Raw genomic sequence first — 16,032 nt, 5'->3', positions numbered from 1 at the left:
CTGACCAAAAAAATCCCACCCGGTTAATGGGGTGGGATTTTTTGTAGTGCTTTCATACCATGTCGTTTTTTCAGTGCTGAGGATGTTGTTCAAACAGCTCAGCTTTTGCATGGCGCATCACATCTTCGCACGCCTGCTGTTGGGCTAACTGCGTCAACAGGCGCTGAGTTACTTCGAAGCCCTTGCCTAAGCAAGTGTCCACTTCCTGTGGGCTAACGGCTGGCGTCACGCGATAATCGATTTTTACCGTGCGCCCGCCGCCTTCCAGCCGATCCGCAACTCCCCTGAGCCGCCACGCGATTTTCTCTTTCCAAGTTGCTGATTCTTCCGCGCCTTCGTTTACGCTAAACGTGCACTGCCATTCCGGTTTAAAGACCTTCATAGGAGAACCTCCAAAAATTTTGGAAAGAATGATCAATCGTGATTCGTACTCCGTCGTCTGAATGTATTGCCCCACTACTATATACCTAACGTGGCATGAAAATCGAAACAATAGTGATACACGTCGGGCGACGCGCATAGGATGTATCGGTTAGGCTATAGAAGATGACGTTAAAGAGCCTAAGCTATGACCCGCACGACTGATGTAAGTTGCCCCTGTGGTAGCGATTTAATGCTGACTATCTGCTGTGGCCGGTACCATCAAGGCGAGATAGCGCCTACCCCTGAAGCGCTAATGCGCTCTCGCTATTCGGCCTTTGCATTAGGCTTAAGCGACTATCTGTTGGCCACGTGGCACCCCACCACACGGCCCGCAGAGCTTGCGCCTGATCCTGAAACCAAGTGGAAGAGACTGGTGGTTGTGAGCGCCGAGCCAGCGCTTGCGCAGAGTGGTCAGGTGCATTTTCGGGCATTTTTTTATGAACGAGGGCATGGGCGAAAACGCTGGCATGTATTGGAAGAGGTGTCCCGCTTCGTGCACGAGCAGCAGCGTTGGTGGTATGTGGATGGCTCCCCCACGCTTACCCGACTAAAACCCGGCCGCAATGACTCATGCTTATGTGGCAGTGGGCGTAAATTAAAGTTATGTTGTGGTGAGTAGGCGCGAATCACTAATAAAAATGAGCCCAAAAAAGGGGTTAGCGTTAAGTCATCTCAGAGGAAAGGGTGGCTTGAACAAACGCTTAAAAAGGGCGCTTATAGCGTGGATGGGAACATGGCTATGCATCTGGAGCGTTACCACGCTGGCAGATAATCCCTTTCCCGACACCGACATTACGCTAGTCATACCCTTTGGCCCTGGGGGTGCCACCGATGTACTGTTTCGTGACATATCTGTGGAAGCACAAACCTATCTAGATACCGCGATCAATATCGTTAATATTGCGGGCAGTGGTGCGACGCGTGGATCACAAACTGTCAAAGATGCAGAGGCCGATGGTCATACACTGCTAGGCAGTCACCAAACCATCGACCTTGCATACTTTGCGGAGCTGTCTGCTTATTCTCATCATGCCTTTGCGCCTGTTGCACTACTCACGCGAACAGTGAACATACCCGCTACCTATCCCGGCCACGCTGCTCAACGTGCCAGTGATATTCCTGCGTTAGTCGCGGAGCAGGCTGAACCGTTAACGTTTGGCGTAGTCCCCACCTCCACTGACCATTTTTTTTGGCTGCATTTTTTCCAGCAAACGGGTATTGATGCCCAAGAAATAGTGTTCATTCAGTACCCTGATACTGGATCACAAGTGACCGCATTACTGGCTGGTGAGATCGATTTTGCGATGCTTAACCTGCCCTCAGCGAGTGAGTTGTTCGCTACCAATGCACTCACGCCGTTGGGCGTGGCAAGCAACACTAGGTTAACCGCGTTGCCAGCAGTACCCACTCTACTAGAGCAGGATATCGAGCTGGTGAATACCACTGACAGGGGTGTTTTTGCACCGTTGAACACTCCCCCCGAAAGATTAGCGATACTGGCCAATGCCTTTGAGCAAGCGCTGGCTCAGCCAAAGCTGGCGCGCACTATTGAACATAGTCATGGCTCTCTAATCGACTATCGTCCGCTTAACGACTATGCCAATTATCTTAACCATCAGTACACGCTGTTAAAGTCGCTGTCGGAAAGCGTCGCGTTTGAACGTTAGCCATCAGTGTCGTGCTAAGTAGGAGTTCCGTAGCACATGCCGATTAATACCCGTGATCTGGCGTTGGAAACGCTGCTTTTAATGGTCGCTGCCGCGCTACTCTTCATGGGCTTGGCAGGGCTAATGTTTGGTATTGGCGCGCAGTACTCGTTGTTCGCGGTAACCCTGGTGCCTGACGCTGCCGTGGCAACCTTGCTATTAGGTATAGGGCTGTTGGCAGCGTTGCAACATTGGGGATGGCTACGCCGTCTCAGCGCATGTTTATTGATGGCAATGCTGGTGTATACCCTGGCGCACAATCAATGGGCGGGGGGGCAGGAAGGCTCATGGTTAACAGGACAGCCGCGTATTACGTCGATAGCCGCTGTGATGCTACTCGCGGTGGCGCTCTGTTTATTTATTGGGTTCGCTACCTTTCGCCGCCGCTGTTTATGGCTGGCGACGGGCCTTATTTTATGGCTCTTTTCAGGCTTAGTCATTGCACGTTTATGGGGTGGCATCGAAGCAGAGAGTCCGCTTTTTTCATCTTCACCCGTGGCAGTGGTGGTTTTTGCCGTGCTGCTGGGAAGTGCGCTGATTGCCATTGGTGGGCGTAAACAGCCAGCACCTCTTAATCCAGGTCGTTGGGCTATCGTTGCTGCGTTGTCCGGCGTCGCCATCAGTAGCGTTGCGTGGCTACTACTCAGCATGCAGCAGCATGCGGCCACGCATCAACAGGCTATGTATCTACTGGATAATGTACAGCTCAATGCTGAGCAGGCAACGCGTGCCCGTTTACATCAGATGCAGCGTATGGCCGAGCGATTGAACGCAGCAGAAGGCGATGTTGATGCGGCTTGGTTGGTGCCTGATGCGCAGAATTATCTGCGCGATATGCCCAGCTTAAAAGCCATCATGCTACTCAATGAAGAGCGGCAGCTCTTGTGGTCAACCACCCGCACTTTGGATGAGGAAACGTGGTTTCAACAGCAAATCACCAAGCCGCGAGTAAATAACTGGTTGAACGCTCCACTCAGCCAGCCGCGCTTGATGATTCCTGATGCGAGCCAACCTCAGCGGGTATTGATGACTATTTCTAATCAGAGCAGCGGGCAGCAGTTGCTCTCGACGTTTGATATAGCAGAGTTGCTTAACAATGAGCTGCGAATGGCGCTAGGGCCTTTTCAGGTCAGTGTTAATCGTGCAACGAAGCCGCTGCTCGTACTACACCCGTCAGGGTTTAGTGCTGATCCCGTTTTAACGCCGGATATGGCGTTGGCATCGCGGCATGCCGGCTTGCCAGGCGGGATTAACCTCACCTTATACGCCTACCCGGGCGCTCATTATAATTGGTATATGATGAGCTTTATGCCAGTCACCGTTGCCATGGGAGGGCTGCTACTCAGCTGGCTATTGGCATTTAGTTTAGGGTTGGTGGGCGTAGGCATCGCACGCGCTAGAGAGTTAACAGCGGCGCAGCTTTCACTGGCGGAGAGCGAACAACGCTACCGCTCGCTTTTTACCTATCATCCTGATGCGGTGTTTTCACTGGATAGCGAAGGCCGCTTTGTTACCGCTAACGCGAGTTGCGTTAACATCACCGGTTATACGCAGAGCGAAATTCTAGATCAGCATTTCACCCATTTTATTAATGCTGACGACAAAGAGCGTGTCGATCAGCATTTTGCAATTGCCATCCAGGAAAAGATTACTCGTTTTGATCTCTCTATCCTTGATCGTAACGGGGAGTCCCATCTTTTAGATGTGATTGCCCTGCCGATTAGCATCAATAACAACGTTGTCGGCATCTACGGCATTGCTCAAGACGTGACTATCAGCCGTGCTCAGCAAACACAATTACGCACCTTGGAGCGCAGTGTTGAAGCCAGTGTTAACGGGGTGCTGATCGCTGATGCCAATCTGCCTAATATGCCCATCCTGTATGCGAACAAAGCGTTTACCACCATGACGGGCTATACGCAGGAAGATGTTATCGGTCAAAACTGCCGGTTTCTGCAGGGCAGTGGAAGCGATCCTGCCATTGTGGCGAAAATTCGTCTTCACTTGGCTGAACAGCGTGATGTGCACGTGACCCTGTGCAACTATCGCAAAGATGGTACGCCGTTTTGGAACGATTTATATATTTCTCCAGTGCGAGATCAAGAGGGGCGCGTTACCCATTTTGTGGGCGTTCAGCACGATATCTCTAAACATAAAGCGTATGAAGCGCGGCTGGCTTATCACGCAAGCCATGATGACTTAACGCGGTTACCCAATCGTGCCCTGTTTGAAGAAAAGCTGCTGGCGCAATTTACTCTATTACAGCAAGGCGAACAGCGGTTAGCGGTGCTGTTTGTGGACTTAGATGATTTCAAACCGATAAACGATAATCTCGGCCATGCCGTAGGGGATCGAGTACTAATAGAGGTCGCTAGACGCCTGCAAGCTAGCGTGGAGTCAAACGATACAGTGGCGCGGTTAGGTGGTGATGAGTTTGTGATGCTACTTACCAATATCACAGAAGAAGCGCAGATCGTAGAACGTGTAGAGTGCATGCTAACGACATTGGCGCGACCCTATTGCCTAGACGGACAAGAGCTTTACCTCACTGCCAGTATTGGCATTGCGCTCAGTCAAGACACTACCCTACAGCCGCAAATGCTGATTCAGCAGGCCGATATGGCGATGTACAAAGCCAAGCAGCAGGGTCGTAACGCCTATGAGTGGTTTACTGAGGCTTTTACCGACTCAGTCAGCGAGCGGATGGTGTTACGCAATGAGTTGCAAGAAGCCATCGAGCGGGAGGCCTTCCAGCTACATTATCAGCCATTGATCGACCAGCGTGGTCAGTTGGCGGGCGTTGAGGCTTTGCTACGCTGGCAACACCCGAGTAAAGGTTGGATTTCACCATCACGTTTTATACCGCTCGCTGAAGCCACCGGCCAGATCATACCGATTAGTGAATGGGTGCTTAAACGTGCTTGCTTAGATATGCAGGCGTTAACCCTAGGCGGGTTGGGCCCCGTTCAAGTAGCTGTTAACCTATCACCCCTTCAATTTAACCGTGCTAGTTTTCTGACCACGCTGCGTCAAACGTTGTTAGACACTGGGTTACCGCCGGAACAGTTATCTTTAGAACTGACCGAAGGAATCCTGATGGATAATACCGAAGCGGCGATTGATACCCTTCAAGCGCTGCGGAGTATGCAGATAAGCGTATCGATCGATGATTTCGGCACCGGATTTTCAAGCTTAAGCTATTTAAAACTCCTGCCGATCAGCACAGTAAAAATAGATCGTAGCTTTATCCGCGAGCTTACCCATAGCGGCGATGATGCCGCCATCGTGCAGGGCATTATTTCCATGGCTCACCACCTTGGGCTAAGGGTGGTAGCGGAAGGCGTCGAGACTGAAGAGCAGCATCTACGCCTAATGTCCTACCAATGCGATATATTTCAAGGTTTTGGGCTAGCGAAGCCAATGCCAATTGAGGCCTTGAAAAACTTTATTGCCTCGCTATCGACCGATTCAATTCCCTATTACGAGACAAACGAGTGACTAGCTTGCCAAGCGAAAGCCAGCTTGCTGAAAATCAGTGGTATGTTTATCTGCTGGAGTGCCGACGCGGTACCTACGCGGGCATTACCAATAACCTAGCGAAGCGCTATCAAGCGCACTGCACAGGCAAAGGGGCACGTTATACCCGTGCGAATCCGCCCGTTGCGCTGCTGGGCGCCGAGCCGTTTGAAGACCGCGCCGCTGCCAGCCGAGCTGAGTATCAGTTAAAGCAGCAAACGCCGAGTCAAAAACGCCGCTGGGCCAAACAGTGGCCTGTTCAGTTAGATGTCCATTAAGGAGCCGGAATGCTGACGTTTTATTCAGAGGGCAGCCGCTTACGCCAAGCGCGTACAGAGCTACATGACGGCGCGTTGGTCACCCCGTTTGAGTGCCCGGAACGCCTGGATTTAGTGCTAAAGCATCTCCGTCAATCTGGGCTTGGCGATATTCGAGCGCCCGCTGCCTATGGGCTGGCGCCGGTGCTGGCGGTGCACGATGAGGCGTATGTGACGTTTCTAGCCAACTGCTGGAAAGAGTGGCAAGCGGCTGGGCATGAGGGGGAGGCGATTCCCAATATTTGGCCCGCCCGAACCATGCGCGGTGACCGCATTCCGCAATCCGTTAGCGGTCAGCTAGGCTATTACGCACTGGCGGCAGAAACGTCCATTTCAGAAGGCACCTTTGAAGCCGCGATGGCGAGTAAAGACGTGGCGTTAGGTGCGGTAGAGCATACGCTACAAACCGGCGAACCCAGTTTTGGCCTGTGTCGTCCGCCAGGCCACCATGCTGCGTTTGATCAGTTCGGCGGGTACTGCTTTTTTAATAACGCCGCTATTGCCGCCCAGCGGGCGCTGGATGCAGGCAAGCGCCGGGTCGCCATTCTTGACGTCGATTTTCACCACGGCAATGGTACCCAGCAGATTTTCTACAAGCGTGACGATGTTCTATTTATCTCATTACACGGAGACCCTGAGGTAACCTTTCCGTATTACTTGGGCTACGCTGATGAAAGCGGCGAAGGTAAGGGCGAGGGCTTTAATATTAATTACCCGTTGCCGCCCGGTACCAGCGTGACCACATGGATGGCCACACTGGAGCAGGCGTTGGCGCAGGTGAAAGCCGCTGAGTGCGAGTGTTTAATCGTATCGCTAGGGGTCGATATCTTTGAGGGCGACCCGATAAGTGCCTTCACTTTTACCAGCGCGGACTTCACTCTGTTAGGTGAACGTTTGGCGCAAGCGGGTTTGCCCTGTGTGTTTCTGATGGAAGGAGGCTATGCGGTAGATGAAATCGGTGTCAATGTAGTCAACGTGTTACAAGGTTTTAAACAGGCGCTATAAAACGGCCTGGAACTACATTTAAATAAGGGTAAAGGTTAACCGTGACAGCGGCCCCTAAATCGGGCAGGCTATTGCCCTTTCAACGGGCAGGGAGCTCAAGCGTGGCAGTGTATGGTGGAATTCAGGCACATGAATTGGAGCGTTGGCTTAATGCGTTAACCAACGCCGCCTATGACCGACGCTGCCCGCTGGTAAAAGTACACGGGGGCAATGCCCGTGCGCGTACCGCGCGTCAAGATCTGCTCCATCTGGCGAACGACTACCGCTGCGGTGATTCTAGCCGCGAGGAGAGCGCCGCCGAACTTGGCCGCTGGTGCCAAACCTACCTTTCAGAAGCGGAATGGTACGTGTTAGTCGGTACCCGCCAAGCGCCTGTGCCAACCCAAGGCACAGAAGCATTAAGCGAAGAAGAGCGAAGCCTTACCGTGCTCAAGCAGCACCGGGTGGGGTAAAAGCGCTTTCATAGCCAAGCCCGTTAATCCCCATGACGGCAAAACGATAGCACTGATACAATGGATAAATGAACAGTGCTTTCGATACGCCTACCGCCTCGCTCGATGATCCCTACTATTACCTGACGAACTTTCGCTTCGTTTTGGCCTGGGTGGGCGAGCGCCATGCTGATCTGCTGGCTGCAGACGAGCTTACTTTTCTTGAGCAGTTCGAGCGTTTACCCCAGGCCTCGCAAGCGCTGCTGGTGCGCATGGTCATGCGTAAAGGCGAGCTGTTTAGGCTCAGCAAATTAAGCTATGCCGAGGTGGGCGACAGCGCTGAGGCGATAGCGCCACTGGTCGCGCTGGGCTGGGTCGATAGCGATCCGGCGCTTAGCGTCGATGAGCTGTTTAACCAGCTGCGCCTTGCAGAACTTCGCCACCTGCTGGCCGATGAGATACATGCCGCTGGGCTTAGCGTGTCTAGCGCTAAAGCGGTGCTCTACGACACCTTAACGAGCCAACTGACACACACCGCACCCTTACAAGCATGGTGGCCTGATGCCAGCGATCAAATCGTGCGTCTCAAGGTAATGGAGACCTGCGACCGGCTGCGGCTGATGTTTTTTGGCAACCTGCGACAGGACTGGGCGGAGTTCGTATTGACCGAGCTGGGGCTGCAACGCTTTGAGACGGTGTCTTTTACGCCGCACTCGCGCGCCTTCCAATCGCGTCAGGAAGTGGATACCTACTTAGCGCTCCATCAACTGCGTCAACGTCTTGATGCAGGAGAATTGCCTCCTGATCTACATATTGAGGTGCCGCCGCGCGTGGATAACCGTTGGCTCGCTACGCGGCGTGCACGGTTGCTGCTGCAGTTGGGCCGAGAGGCAGAGCGTAGCGGAGATACAGCGCTGGCGCTGACGCTTTATCGCGACTCTAACAGCAGTGAAGCGCGGATACGCCAGCTTCGGGTGTTGGAAAGGCAGGGCGAGCATCGGGCTGCCTTTGAATTGGCGAGCAAGGCACTTAATAGCAGCCCCAATGAGACAGAGCACCAAGCGCTGGCGCGGCTGCTGCCACGCTTGCAGCGGCGGCTTAAACTGCCTGCTTCGCCGAGTGACCCGGAGCCCGTCCATGAGCGTTGGGACTTGCAATTGCCGGGGCCGCAAAGCGTTGAGCGCGCCGTGGCTCAAACCCTTAGCGAGCCCCAGGCACCCGTCTGCTATGTGGAGAACAGCCTGATCACGGGGCTGTTTGGTTTGCTCTGTTGGCCGGCTATTTTTGCTCCACTGCCGGGCGCTTTCTTCCACCCTTTTCATAATGGCCCAGCGGATTTGTATCGCGACGATTTTGTGGCGCGTCGGCGTGACCTTTTCGATGCGTGCCTAGCGCGCTTGGAAGACGGCAGCTACCGCGAAGTCATTCAGACGACTTGGCGCGAGAAAGCGGGCCTTTCATCGCCGTTTGTTCACTGGGCAATCGTTGATGAAGCGCTCATTGAGCTCGCACTGGCATGTATCCCACCTGAGCACCTTCGACACTGTTTTGAGCGGCTGCTGGGCGACTTGAAAGCCAACCGGGCAGGGCTGCCGGATTTGATTCAGTTTATGCCTGACGCGTCGGCTGGCGAACCGCGCTACCGGATGATCGAAGTCAAAGGCCCCGGTGATCGGTTGCAGGATAACCAGCGCCGCTGGCTGACATTTTTTCACCGTCATGAGATGCCCGTCGCAGTGTGTTACGTGCGCTGGATCGCCAGCGACGAGCTTGAGGTATGAGTGCGACCTATCGCGTGGCGGTGCGGGCACTGTGTGATTTCACTGCCCGTGAAGGGGATCTCGATCACCGTTTTACCCCAGCGCCCAGCGCGCGGGAAGGCATTGAAGGGCATACCCTTGTCACTAGCCGACGCGGGGCAGACTATATTGCCGAACTGCCGCTGTCGGGTACCTTTGAGGGATTGGTCGTCACGGGCCGAGCGGATGGTTTTGACCCCGTGGCCAATCGCCTGGAAGAGATCAAAACCCATCGCGGCAGCTTGGAGCGCATGGCGGATAATCAGCGCGCCCTCCACTGGGCGCAGGTAAAAGTCTACGGCGCGCTGCTATGTGCAGAGCGAAGCCTTGAGCAGATCAACTTGACGCTGGTTTACCTGGATATTGCCAGCGGCAAAGAGACGCTATTGAATCAAGAGGCCAGCGCCGCCGAGCTGCAGGCGTTCTTTGCCTCCCAGTGCCGCCGCTTTCTTAGCTGGGCGAAACAGGAGGCAGACCATCGCCAGCGCCGGAATGCTGGCCTACAAACCCTGCGCTTTCCCCACGCTGCATTCCGCCCCGGCCAGCGTGAACTTGCCGAAGACGTTTATAAAGCCGCCAGTACCGGGCGCTGCCTACTCGCCCAGGCGCCCACCGGCATTGGTAAAACGCTGGGCACGCTGTTCCCCATGCTTTTGGCAATGCCGCGGCAGCAGCTGGATCGTATCGCCTTTCTGACCATGAAAACCCCCGGCCGCCGTTTGGCGTTGGATGCCCTCGCCACGCTGCGCGCCAGCCAGAGCGATGAAGCCCAGCCCTTGCGTGTGCTTGAGCTGGTGGCGCGGGGAAAAGCCTGTGAATACCCCGATCGCGCCTGCAATGGCGAGTCTTGCCCGTTAGCTTCCGGTTTTTACGATCGTTTACCTGTTGCCCGTCAAGCGGCGGTGGAAGAGGGGTGGCTGGATCGCGAAGCGCTGCGCGAGGTGGCGTTGGCCCATGATGTTTGCCCCTATTATCTCAGCCAGGAACTAGCGCGCTGGGCGGATATGATCGTCGGTGACGTTAACCACTGGTTCGATAGCCACGCCCTGCTGCACGGTTTGGCCCAGGCCAACGATTGGCGAACGGGCGTGCTGGTCGACGAAGCGCATAATCTGGTGGAGCGCACCCGCGGCATGTACAGCGCTGAGCTCGATCAACAACGCTTCAATCGCATACGCCGGTCATCTCCCAAAGCGCTGGCGGGGCCTTTGGGGCGCTTAGCCCGCCAGTGGCAAAATGTGGTTAAAGACGCGGAGCTGGAAAATGAGGGTGGTCAGGGTAAACCAGCCTACCGACTGCTAACGGCACTGCCTGATAAGCTGGTGGCCGCCGCTCAGCAAGTAGGGTCTGCCATCACTGATTATCTTGGCGAGCACCCCGAGCAAACCAGTTTTGAACTTCAAGAACTGCTGTTTGAGGCGCTGGCGTTTTGCCGCTTGGCAGAGCGCTTTGGTGAGCACTCGCTGTGTGATATTACTCGCCATGGCCGCGGGCGGGCCGTGCTCGGGTTACGCAATCTGATACCCGCCGATTTTCTGGCCGCAAGGTTTAACACTGCGCACTCCGTGGTGCTGTTTTCAGCCACGTTAAATCCTGCTCACTACTACCGGGATCTATTGGGTTTGCCGGAGAATACGCCCTGGCGCGAGGTCGTTTCTCCTTTCTCAGCGCGCCAGCTTGAAGTGCGTATTCGCAGCGATATTTCGACCCGCTTTCGTGATCGAGAGGCGTCGATTGAGCCGATGGTGGCGACCATGGCGCAGCAGTATCAGCGCAAGCCAGGCCACTACTTGGCGTTCTTCAGCAGCTTTGCCTACCTGGAAGCCGCGCTGAACCACTTTCGCGAGGCGCACCCAGGCGTGCCTGTTTTCAGCCAAACCCGTGGCATGCCCGAGGCTGCGCGTGAAGCGTTTCTAGCGCGCTTTACGCCCGGCGGAAAAGGCATCGGCTTTGCGGTGTTGGGTGGCGCCTTTGCGGAAGGTATCGACCTGCCCGGTGATCGGCTGATTGGCGCTTTTATTGCCACGCTGGGGCTGCCGCCGTTTAACGATTTTAACGAAGCGCTTAAAGCACGGCTAAACGCGCGCTTTGGTAAAGGTGACGATTACACTTATCGCATTCCCGGCATGATCAAGGTGGTGCAGGCCGCAGGGCGAGTGATTCGCAGTCCTGAAGATGAGGGCGTTGTGGTATTAATGGATGACCGTTTTGCCCAGGCCAGCGTGCGTGCGCTATTGCCAAGCTGGTGGTCGCTGGGCAACCCCAACCCCTAATTTAGGACCCTAACGCGAGCCATGACGGATCTACTCTGGTACCAGTATGCGCTGATCGGGCTAATTTTTGCCTGGAGCGGTTTTGTGCGAACTAGCCTGGGCTTTGGCGGTGCCGTGCTGGCGCTACCTTTCCTGCTTTTGGTGGTCAACGAGCCCCTGGTGTTCTTGCCGATTATTGCCATTCACCTGCTGATTTTCTCCAGTTGGATTGCCTGGAGCGGCCATCGCCAATTGCAGAAAGCGGGTGTTGGCAACACGTCGCCAGAGAGTAATATCGATTGGGGCTATCTAACTAAAGCCCTGAAAATCATGATCATCCCCAAGCTGATCGGGGTGGTGGGGCTGTTAACGCTTCCCGCACAGGTCATGACCAGCATCATTTTCGGCATTGTGATCATCTATGCCATTGGCTATGTGCTGAACAAGCCGTTCAAGAGCAAGAACAAATACGTTGACTACGTGCTGCTGGCACTCGGGGGCTATGTCAGCGGTACGTCGCTGATTGGCGCGCCGTTGATTGTGGCGGTGTTCGCCACCCACGTGGCCAAAGCGCAACTGCGGGATACCATGTTTGTGCTGTGGTTTATCCTAGTGATGATCAAGATGGTCTCGTTCTTGATCGCGGGGGTGGATCTACAGTTAATCCACCAACTGTGGCTGCTGCCCTGTGCCTTTATTGGCCATTTGGTGGGCGAGAAAGCCCACCGCTTTATGCTCAAAGCGGACACCGGGCTGTTCTTCCGTGTGCTGGGCGCGGTGCTGATTTTGGTCAGTGTCGTGGGATTGATTCACCCGCCTGCATGATTTGTAGCGTAAGCACCTAAAAAGTGGCATTAAAGAGCAGAGTTTGCCGGTTCTTGCCCGTTCGAACGTATCGATTCAATGCGCGCATTGATTCCATTAATCAGTGTTTCTCTGGATAAGCGTGATTTAAGCAAAACAGCTTCGACTTGCCCATGTTGTTGCTGTGTCATATCGACCCCGGAAAGGATGACCAGTTTTGCGTCAGGCTGGCAAGCGCGAATGTCAGGGACCAAATCCCATCCCGATCCATCCGGCAGGCCGATATCAAGGAGCACGACGTCAAATGCCCCCTGTTTCAACCTCGTGCGCGCCTCTTGCAAAGTGCGGGCGGCTTCAAAAGTAAAATGGTCACCGGCCATGGCGCAAACCACTTGATGCAAGTCGCGGTCATCTTCGATGTGGAGTATGCGGGGGCCGGACTCCCGCGTGGTGGACAGCTGTTGCCGGACGATATCCATGAGTTGTTGCTGGTCTATCGGTTTAGCCAGCCAGTCAATGTTGGTGGTATCACCGAAGATGTCTAAACGACCCCGTTCCATTTTACCCGAGACCACGACTATTGGTATGTCGGCGGTGCCTGGCTGTTGACGCAGCAGGTGGATAAGATCCAGCCCACTGCAGTCCGGTAGCATCAAGTCCAGACTGATGAGGTCGTAATGCCTCTGCTGCAGTCGGTTCAGCGCATCAGCGCCCGTAAACACGGTATCGACTTGATACCCGGCATCCGTGAGCATGATGCCCAGCAGCTTGACAACGTCCTGGTCATCCTCAACCACTAAAATGCGCGGAGACGTGTGATGTCCCGTCTCGTCCTCCAGTTGCCCGGAGATTTCCTCAGCCGCTTGCACTAACGGTAGTTCAAAGAAAAAGCGTGAGCCGTTGCCTTCGGAGGACTCAAAATCAATCCGCCCCCCCATGTGCTCCACCAGTTCGCGCGTGATGGCTAAGCCAAGGCCCGTACCCTCTTTGGCACGGGAATCCGATGCATCCGCTTGGGCAAAACGCTGGAATATTTGCTTACGAAACGCATTGGCAATGCCGGGCCCGCTGTCGATAACGCTGATACTTACCTTGCTCTTCGTTGTCTCAACCGCGAGGGTCACCTCGCCCCCTTGAGGGGAAAACTTGATCGCATTGGATAACAAGTTGGCCAGTATCTGCATAAAGCGTTGGTTATCAACGTTGATCAGCGCATTTGAAGCCTTACCCGCCAATGACAGCGTAATATCCCGGTTGCTTCCATAGTGCTGGTTCGCCTCCAGTGCCTGCTCGAGCAAGGGCATTACTGCATGAACCTGCATATCGAAATGCAGTTTACCTTCGGCGATTTTTTCGATATCCAGCAAATCGTTAATCAAGTGAGTCAAACGCTTGCTGTTTCTATGGGCGGTAGCCAGTAGTGTCCTAGCTTTTTCAGGCAACTCACCAACATTACCGCCGACCATCAAGCCCAGCGCACCTGAGATGGATGTCAACGGCGTACGCAGTTCATGGTTAACCGTCGATATAAACTCATTTTTAATCTGGTCGGCACGTTTCCGCTCGGTAATGTTTTCAGCAATACCCAGGTAACCGTTAATCTCTCCAGCACTGTCGCGCATGACCGTGACTACCATTGATACGGGGATCTGGTGACCATCTTTGTGAACGTAGGTCCACTCGCGTTTTTCTGATCCACGTTGTTCGGCTTTCTCCACAAACACTCTAAAACCCTTAACGGAATGACCTAGCTCAGTGCTTTGTTGTGCCGACCGAGCATCCACTTCCTCTTTCAGATGCAGTATGGCGGGGGTCTGTTTGCCGACCATCTCTTGGTTGCTATAACCGAGCATATTCTCGGCACCCTTATTAAATGCAGTGATTATCCCGGCGGTATCGGTGGCAATAATGGACACTTCCGACGCGGATTGAAGCACACTGGATAAAAATCGCTCGGCTTTATGAATAGCCATATCCGCCGCTTTTCGCTCATTGGCTAAGCGGTTCATCGCGTGGGCTAATGCAGTTACCTCCGGGCCGCCCTTTTCCTGGAAATCACTATCAAAACGTGCATTATCAGCCATATGTTCAATACGGCGGGTTATTCTTTCTATTGGGCGCGTTAGGCTACGTGCAATCCATGCGCCCGCTAACCCCACAATGATCATGGCAATCAGTGTGATGATCAGGAATTGACGGAAAGAGGCCTGCGCAGGGGCGATGGCCTCACTATAAGGCAGCGCCCGCAGGATGATCCAGCCGGGAGAATCCAGCTTTCGGCTAGCCACTAGGTAGGACTCTTGCCGGTGCTCAACGATGCTGCCCGTAGGGCTGAGCGATAGTGCCGCGTCGACTAAGGCATCAACGCCTTCATCGGGCAGAGGCTCGGGCCTGTCGAAGCGCTCTTGCATTGATACAAACAGGCGATGTTGAGGGTCAATAATCAGAGTGACTGTGCTTGAGTCGCTCTCGATGACGCTCCCCGTGTCGACGAGGGGCGTATTGGCGAGATTCAGTATGCCACCCGCATAGCCGATAATATCGTCATCCTCAGACAAAATCGGTTGCAAGTATGAAAGCAACGGCAGCCCGGTGGTTCGCCCTAAAATCGGCTCAGAAATCACCGGCTGTTTGGTTTGCCGGGCATGTTGGAAGTGAGGGCGATCCGCGTAATTGGTACCCAAACGCCCCGGTGAATATTGATCTTCTGCAATAGCGGTAGCCTCTGCATCAAGCACCAACAAGCCATCCGGGAACAGCTCGCTAGCAACAGAAGACCTCTGCAGCAGCGATTGCAGAGCGTCGTCGTCAAGTAGCTGGCCGTCATCATTGACTAAGCGGGTGGCGAAGGCCTCCAATCCCAGCAATCGTTTTTGATTTGATAATTCCAGCTCAGAGGCTACGCGCTTTATGACAGCTGTTTCTCGCTCCGCTACCAATGCTTCGTAATCGGAGACCATTAACTGGTAAACCGTTGCTAGCATGCCGCCGACCAGGATGCCACTCGTGACTAGCACGAGTAGAACAATTCGCACGCTTAGCGGTGCTTTTATCATTACGCTTCCCTTGGTAATACAATAAAAAAGTCGGCCCCGCCGCCGACAGCGTCGCGATAGCCGACTTCTCCACCCATTTGCTTGCAGATTTCTTGACTAATCGCCAGCCCAAGTCCTGTTCCGGGTAGCTTTCGGGTGTCACTGCCGTCAGCTTGAGAAAAACGCTGAAACAAGTGAGCGCGAAATATCGGATCAATCCCCGGGCCGTGGTCGCAAACGGAAATTTCGATAGTGTCTGCATAAGTCTTAACGCGCACTTCAACGGCTTCGCCTTGGGGAGAGAATTTAATCGCATTGGATAATAAGTTGGTGAGTGCTTGTGCCAAGCGAGGAGCGTCAACATTAATCAGAGCGCTAGGCCAGTCGTCAGGCATTTGGATAGCCACCTGATGCTGCGCGCTATAGCCCCACATGGACTCAATGATCTCGTCGAGTAACGGGGCCACTGGTTGCACTCTCAGGTTCATGGGCATTTTGCCAGCCACCAGTTTTTCCATATCTAATAAATCATTAATCAATGCGAACAAGCGTTGAGCGTTGCGTTCGGCGGTGCTTAGCAGCGCCTGAGCTTTGCTGGGCAGGGGCCCAGCGGCACCCCCGCTCAGTAGCCCTAGTGAGCCTTTAATCGACGTAAGGGGAGTCCGCAATTCGTGGCTGACAGTGGCGATAAACTGATCTTTCATTTTATCCGAGGGTGTTCAAAACTCTGTGTCAGCCAACCAG

Annotated in this window: 12 protein-coding genes; 9 read left to right on the top strand and 3 right to left on the bottom strand. The window is 54.2% G+C overall.

What is annotated here, in order from left to right:
• Window positions 1-70 precede the first annotated feature (70 nt).
• Window positions 71-382 (bottom strand): hypothetical protein, encoded by a 312-nt coding sequence (locus KO116_RS20295; RefSeq protein WP_008957053.1) that lies wholly within the window; start codon window positions 380-382, stop codon window positions 71-73.
• A 186-nt stretch (window positions 383-568) separates the two neighbouring features.
• Between KO116_RS20295 and KO116_RS20290 the strand changes: the two genes are divergently transcribed.
• From KO116_RS20290 to KO116_RS20250, 9 genes are all read left to right on the top strand, one after another.
• The gene (locus KO116_RS20290) at window positions 569-1,042 is read left to right on the top strand and encodes a YchJ family protein (protein WP_035565210.1); all 474 of its coding nucleotides are present in this window, start codon (window positions 569-571) and stop codon (window positions 1,040-1,042) included.
• 70 nt (window positions 1,043-1,112) lie between these two features.
• Window positions 1,113-2,090 carry a Bug family tripartite tricarboxylate transporter substrate binding protein gene (locus KO116_RS20285; RefSeq protein ID WP_235272447.1) on the top strand — a complete coding sequence of 326 codons (978 nt, stop codon included), beginning with the start codon at window positions 1,113-1,115 and terminating at the stop codon, window positions 2,088-2,090.
• 36 nt (window positions 2,091-2,126) lie between these two features.
• Window positions 2,127-5,627, top strand: a complete 3,501-nt coding sequence (locus KO116_RS20280; RefSeq protein WP_035565215.1) for a putative bifunctional diguanylate cyclase/phosphodiesterase — start codon at window positions 2,127-2,129, stop codon at window positions 5,625-5,627.
• Complete coding sequence (locus KO116_RS20275; RefSeq protein WP_235272444.1) at window positions 5,624-5,923, top strand: GIY-YIG nuclease family protein; 300 nt, start codon at window positions 5,624-5,626, stop codon at window positions 5,921-5,923. The genes KO116_RS20280 and KO116_RS20275 overlap by 4 nt, the downstream gene beginning before the upstream one ends.
• 9 nt (window positions 5,924-5,932) lie before the next feature.
• Window positions 5,933-6,967 (top strand): histone deacetylase family protein, encoded by a 1,035-nt coding sequence (locus tag KO116_RS20270; RefSeq protein ID WP_035565217.1) that lies wholly within the window; start codon window positions 5,933-5,935, stop codon window positions 6,965-6,967.
• A gap of 101 nt (window positions 6,968-7,068) precedes the next feature.
• Window positions 7,069-7,419, top strand: coding sequence for a hypothetical protein (locus tag KO116_RS20265; protein WP_035565219.1), 351 nt, complete (start codon window positions 7,069-7,071; stop codon window positions 7,417-7,419).
• A 68-nt stretch (window positions 7,420-7,487) separates the two neighbouring features.
• Complete coding sequence (locus tag KO116_RS20260; RefSeq protein WP_035565222.1) at window positions 7,488-9,179, top strand: VRR-NUC domain-containing protein; 1,692 nt, start codon at window positions 7,488-7,490, stop codon at window positions 9,177-9,179.
• The gene (locus KO116_RS20255) at window positions 9,176-11,470 is read left to right on the top strand and encodes an ATP-dependent DNA helicase (RefSeq protein ID WP_035565224.1); all 2,295 of its coding nucleotides are present in this window, start codon (window positions 9,176-9,178) and stop codon (window positions 11,468-11,470) included. Before KO116_RS20260 ends, KO116_RS20255 begins: the two co-directional genes overlap by 4 nt.
• Before the next feature lie 21 nt (window positions 11,471-11,491).
• Window positions 11,492-12,274, top strand: coding sequence for a sulfite exporter TauE/SafE family protein (locus tag KO116_RS20250; protein ID WP_035565226.1), 783 nt, complete (start codon window positions 11,492-11,494; stop codon window positions 12,272-12,274).
• A gap of 29 nt (window positions 12,275-12,303) precedes the next feature.
• Here KO116_RS20250 and KO116_RS20245 read toward each other — a convergent pair whose 3' ends face one another.
• On the bottom strand, window positions 12,304-15,309 hold the full coding sequence (locus tag KO116_RS20245; RefSeq protein WP_035565228.1) for a response regulator: 3,006 nt from the start codon (window positions 15,307-15,309) through the stop codon (window positions 12,304-12,306).
• Window positions 15,309-15,992 (bottom strand): sensor histidine kinase, encoded by a 684-nt coding sequence (locus KO116_RS20240; protein WP_035565230.1) that lies wholly within the window; start codon window positions 15,990-15,992, stop codon window positions 15,309-15,311. Before KO116_RS20240 ends, KO116_RS20245 begins: the two co-directional genes overlap by 1 nt.
• Window positions 15,993-16,032: the final 40 nt, after the last annotated feature.

It is taken from the genome of Halomonas sp. KO116, assembly GCF_000734975.2.
GTDB lineage: Bacteria > Pseudomonadota > Gammaproteobacteria > Pseudomonadales > Halomonadaceae > Vreelandella > Vreelandella glaciei.
This window is presented reverse-complemented; position numbering and strand designations above follow the sequence as displayed.

What these genes read in the sequence shown, in the direction of transcription:
- KO116_RS20295 (WP_008957053.1), bottom strand. Translation starts at nt 382, where the DNA reads ATGAAGGTCTTTAAACCGGAATGGCAGTGCACGTTTAGCGTAAACGAA.
- KO116_RS20245 (WP_035565228.1), bottom strand. Translation starts at nt 15,309, where the DNA reads ATGATAAAAGCACCGCTAAGCGTGCGAATTGTTCTACTCGTGCTAGTC.
- KO116_RS20270 (WP_035565217.1), top strand. Translation starts at nt 5,933, where the DNA reads ATGCTGACGTTTTATTCAGAGGGCAGCCGCTTACGCCAAGCGCGTACA.
- KO116_RS20260 (WP_035565222.1), top strand. Translation starts at nt 7,488, where the DNA reads ATGAACAGTGCTTTCGATACGCCTACCGCCTCGCTCGATGATCCCTAC.
- KO116_RS20290 (WP_035565210.1), top strand. Translation starts at nt 569, where the DNA reads ATGACCCGCACGACTGATGTAAGTTGCCCCTGTGGTAGCGATTTAATG.
- KO116_RS20255 (WP_035565224.1), top strand. Translation starts at nt 9,176, where the DNA reads ATGAGTGCGACCTATCGCGTGGCGGTGCGGGCACTGTGTGATTTCACT.
- KO116_RS20250 (WP_035565226.1), top strand. Translation starts at nt 11,492, where the DNA reads ATGACGGATCTACTCTGGTACCAGTATGCGCTGATCGGGCTAATTTTT.
- KO116_RS20240 (WP_035565230.1), bottom strand. Translation starts at nt 15,992, where the DNA reads ATGAAAGATCAGTTTATCGCCACTGTCAGCCACGAATTGCGGACTCCC.
- KO116_RS20280 (WP_035565215.1), top strand. Translation starts at nt 2,127, where the DNA reads ATGCCGATTAATACCCGTGATCTGGCGTTGGAAACGCTGCTTTTAATG.